This is a genomic window from Pedobacter sp. 01T416_2, assembly GCF_056398925.1.
In genome coordinates this window covers 1-5,147 of sequence record NZ_JBFTQI010000424.1, presented here as the reverse complement: position 1 = coordinate 5,147, position 5,147 = coordinate 1, and the positions used below count along the sequence as shown (strand labels likewise).

At 41.5% G+C, this 5,147-nt stretch carries 3 protein-coding genes; all 3 read left to right on the top strand.

All coding sequences use genetic code 11. From position 1 onward, the window contains the following. Nucleotides 1-737 (top strand): hypothetical protein (locus AC1DPQ_RS16995; protein WP_477610328.1); only part of this gene is annotated, 737 nt, incomplete at its 5' end. Nucleotides 738-982: 245 nt separating this feature from the next. Further along, on the top strand, nucleotides 983-2,455 hold the full coding sequence (locus AC1DPQ_RS16990) for a fasciclin domain-containing protein (protein ID WP_477578075.1): 1,473 nt from the start codon (nucleotides 983-985) through the stop codon (nucleotides 2,453-2,455). 16 nt (nucleotides 2,456-2,471) lie between these two features. Further along, nucleotides 2,472-5,147: SusC/RagA family TonB-linked outer membrane protein (locus AC1DPQ_RS16985; RefSeq protein ID WP_477610327.1), on the top strand; the 2,676-nt coding region annotated here is incomplete at its 3' end.

Below are 5,147 nucleotides of genomic sequence, written 5' to 3'. Positions count from 1 at the left end.
ATATTAAGGTACGCGCACCATTCAGGGTAGATTTTGATGTTTGCGCTTTCCCCGAAATGTTGAAGAATACACAGTATTATAAAAAGAACAATTATTTCTTTACCGGAGATGAGGCTGCTGCTTTAACCGAAATTAAATTCTCGGGAAGAGAAGAAGGAAAAGATCCAACCAAATCGCTGATTTACAGATACGGCAGCGCCGGAACCTCGACCAACTCGTACAACAAAGATATTTTGGTTATCCCTTTGGCTACCGGCGGAACCTCAAATACTTCGGAATGGGTAGAATTTAGAACACCGTTGCTGATTAAAGGAAAATATAAAATCTGGGTATGTATTTATGCCCAGGCCGAATCGAATACCACTACCGAGGTTCAGGCGAGTATTGGTTTGGATGGCACTACTGATAGGGCTCCTTTATCCAATTCGCGCATTTTAAACTTTACGGTAAAACGCCCGGGAATAAACAAAGTAGTAAATGGGGTAACGGTGATTGATGCTGATGCAGAAGAAGCTGTAGGTTTTAAAACCTATATGTCGAGTACGGCAGGCGCACAGATTGGAAAGTTAATGGGCATTGCAGATTTACCACAAACAGGCCGTTATTGGTTACGTTTAAAAGCCATAAACGGCTCGCAGGCCACCAATAATGTCGATATGATTCACATTATTCCGGTTAACGACGATCAGCAATACTGGAAATATAATGTTGATGGATCTAAAATATTAAGGCCATAATGAAACTTGTATCGTCATTCCCAACTTGATTGGGAATCGTAATGCAATAGGCTTTAAGATTCCCGCCTGCGCGGGAATGACGACCCGGTATGTAAACAAATGACTTCGATTGCTTGACTGATATTATGGGCAAGTTCAACTGATAACAATTAAAGTAAATGACACCGCCTCTTATTGAGGAATGACTTAAATAAAAAAATATACCAACCAAAATGATGATTGATTTTAAACCAAGATATTTTGTTTTGATATTTCTATGTACCTGTTTGGCTTTTGCTGGCTGTAAGGATGCATGGAAAGACCATACCGAGATCAATATCGAAAGATTAGACCGGACCCTTTTTGAGCAGATCAGTAACGATGCCAACCTGAGTACTTTTACTTCTTATGTGGTAAAAACGGGTTACGATGCTGTGCTGAAATCGTCTAAATCTTTTACTGTATGGGCACCCAGTAACGAAGCATTGAAAAGTATCGATGCCACAGTAGTAAACGATACAGCTGCATTAAAGCGCCTGGTGGGGAACTATATTGCCAATCAGAGCTATTTCACCACATCGCCAAAACCTTCTATGGTCATCAGGATGCTGAATGGCAAGAATACCATTTTCACCAAAACTACTTTCGAGGAAGCAAATATTAGTCAGGCTGATGTTTACGTAAAAAATGGCGTTTTGCATACCATAAACGCCGCATCAATGCCCAAAGCCAATGCCTGGGAATTTTTGCAAAGCCTTGGTACTGCTAGTTTGCAGAAAGACTTCATCAAAAGCCAGGAGCAGGAAGAGGTAGATACCAGCAAAGGTGTTTTGCTGTACAAAGATCCGGTGACAACTAAAGGCGTTTACCAGGAAGGCACAACCTTTAAAGTAATCAGGAACAGGTATTTTCAACGCATTTCCAATATCAGCAGCGAAGATAGTTTGATGACGTATATCATTTTAAATAATACGGCTTTTACCGCTGAGCAAAATAAACTGGCTGCCTATAACAAACATGCCAATGCTCTTTATGCCGATACCTTAACCAAGTGGAGTGTAGTGAGAGACTTGGTTGTAAATAAGGTATATGGATTAAATGAACTACCCGATTCGATGACTACCGTTACCGGAGTGAAAATCCACCTAGATAAAAGTGCAATTGTGGAAACCCGTTTGTTAAGCAATGGTATTGCCTATGTGGTAAATAGCATTGGTTACAAACTGATGGAGAATAAAATCCCAACGGTTATCATCCAGGGTGAAATGCCCGATTCGTTACGTGTACCTGCCAACCCACTGGCTAGGATCAAAAATGATCCACAGGGTAAACGTTTCACCGACCTGCAAACAGGAAGTATTACCTCAAGTCCAAGCCCACTTTACTACTATCGCTACAAATCGACCGTTCATTCAGTAAAGTACGAGGTGTATTGGAGGGCGATAAACGATATCCTGGTAGCGCCAATCAGTATGAAAGTAGATTTTAATACCAGCAGAAGTTTTGGTAGTGTACTTTTCCCGCTGGCAACTGTAGGTTACCGTTCTGTGCCATCCATAATTGGTTTGGCGCAGGGTAGTGATGCTTACCGCGATGCCTATAAAGAAGTCTATTTAGGTACTTATACTGCTGATACTTATGGAACACTGTATACTTTTTTGGCTTCATCTTTAGCCGCATCGAGTACCGCACCAACCGCCCTTTCTTTAGATTATATCAAACTAAAACCAGTTAACTAAGCCCTTAAAAGAATTTATGTACAACTATACAAAAACGGTTATCAAAGGAATTTTACCGTGTTTATTGTTCTTTGCACTGAACAACTCTTTGTTGGCTCAGGAAAAAGATTCGGTAAGCACCACGGTAATCAAATTTAAAAGGCCTACCGGACCGCAGGTGAGTGGTGTGGTAATCGGTGCATCGAGCAAAAAGCCATTGCCCGGTATCAGTGTTTCGGTAACAGGTTATGCTGCTGCGCTTACAGATGAAAAGGGAAATTTTAAAATCGGTGTACCCAATTACAATGCCGTGCTGGTGATTTCGGCGCAAGGTTACCAATCTAAAGAAGAAGCATTGAAGGGACGTAAAACGATCAGCAAAATTGCCTTGTTTGAAGAACGTTACGTTTCGGTATATGATGCTGCAGTATTGCCATTTGGCACTGCTTTAAAAAACCGCACACCCTACTCGGTTAGCACGGTAAACCTGAACGGAAGCTGGGAGCGCACTAACGAAACACCAGATTCTTATTTGCAGGGAAAAATTGCCGGGTTAGAGGCGCTTAGAAGATCAGGTACACCCGATATTGGAGCCGATCTTTACCTGCGAGGGTATAATYCTTTATATGCAGCTAACCAACCCTTAATTGTGGTTGATGGTGTAATTTATGATGTAAATACGTATGGAAGTTCCATTATCGCTGGTCACCAAAATAACCGATTAGCCAATATCGACCTTAAAGATATTGACAATATTACCCTCATTAAAGATGGCACATCGATATATGGAACCAAAGGTGCCAACGGTGTATTAATGATTACCACAGGCCGGGCTAAAGATGTGGCCACGCGATTGGATTTTTCGGCCTATGGGGGCTACAATGGTACAGTAAGTCGGTTACCTGTAATGGAAGCTGATAATTACCGTATTTTCTTGTCTGATCTGCTTAAAACCAAGCCGGGCATGACCGATGCGCTGATTAAAGCAGAACCTTATATGAACGATAATCCGAATCCAGGTTATTACAATTATCACCAGAATACCAGCTGGCAGGATCAGGTAATGAGTAGTGGCATCAGTCAGAACTATTACCTGAAAGTAACCGGAGGTGACGATATTGCTACTTATGCTTTATCTCTGGGCTACCTGAATAACGATGGTTTAACCGATAGTACCAATTTAACCCGTTACCAAACCCGTTTTAATGCCAATCTGAATCTTTCGGCTAAATTAAAATCGCAGGTAAACCTCGCTTTTACCCGTAGCGAGCAAAACCTGAGAGATCAGGGACAGGCTTATGCCACCAACCCACTATACCTGGCGTTGGTTAAAGCACCTTTTCTTTCTCCTTTTGAGCTGTCAGAAACTGGTGTTCAATCGCCAAACCTTGCCGATACTGATATATTTGGTACAAGCAACCCCAGCGCAGCGATTAAAAACATCCAGGCACTTAACCGCAGTTACCGTTTTTCAGGTTCTGTTGGTTTTAATTATGAATTTAATAAAGCTTTCAAAGCCAATACACTTGTAGGTATTACTTATGATAAAGTACGCGAAAATTATTTTACGCCCATGTTGGGTATTGCCCCGGTTTTATTGCCCACTGCAGTTGGTTACAATAAGGCTGCAGCAGGTGTACAGCGTTTGTTTACTGTAAATACCGATACCTGGGTATCATACAACAAGGATTTAAATGAGGTAAGTAAATTAAGTGCAAACTTAGGTTTCAGGTTGCAGCACAGCAGTGCTGAAGTAGATAACGGTGCTAGTTTTAATACGGCCAGTGATGATTTCGTAACCCTGGGCGGTGCACAAAGTACGCTACGTGTGGTAGGCGGAACTTTAGGCAAATGGAACTGGTTGAACAATTATTTTAATGTGAATTACGAAGCATACAATAAGTACTTCATTTCGTTCAATATTGCCGCCGATGCTTCTTCGCGTTTTGGCAAAGATATACCTAATGTGTTGAATTTTAATGGTGTGAAAATGGCTTTGATGCCGTCTGTTGCAGCTTCTTGGCTGATCTCATCAGAAAGTTTTATGGCTAATAACAACTTTATAGAAAGCCTGAAACTGCGGGCCAGCTATGGCTTAACCGGCAATGACGATATTGGCAATTATACCGCCAAATCGTACTATGTATCGCAGAATTTTTTAGGCAGACAAGGATTGGTTAGGGGAAATATTGGCAATACTGCCCTAAAATGGGAGCAAAATGCCAAATTAAATGTTGGAGTGGATGCTTCCTTTTTGAAGGAAAGATTAAACATCAGCTTAGATCTTTACAGGAACAAGATTAGCGATATGCTGATTTACAAGCCACTGCTAACGGCAACAGGTTTCAGCTATGCCCTAAGTAATGGCGGTACCATGACCAATAGGGGGTTGGAACTTTCTATAAACGGCAGATTGATAAACCATACCGATCTGAAATGGGATATGGGACTAACCTATAGTTTAAACAGGAACAAGATTAGCCAGTTGGGTGGTAACGATCAGTTACTTACACAATATAGCGGAGCCACCATTATCACGCAAATCGGCGACGCCGCTAATTTATTCTACGGTTATAAAAGTAATGGTGTATATACTTCAAATGCTGATGCCATTGCCTCGGGCCTGAGCAATAAAACAACCGATGGTGCTTTTATTCCTTTTCAGGGTGGGGATATGAAATTTGCAGACCTGAATGGCGACAAAGTTATAGAC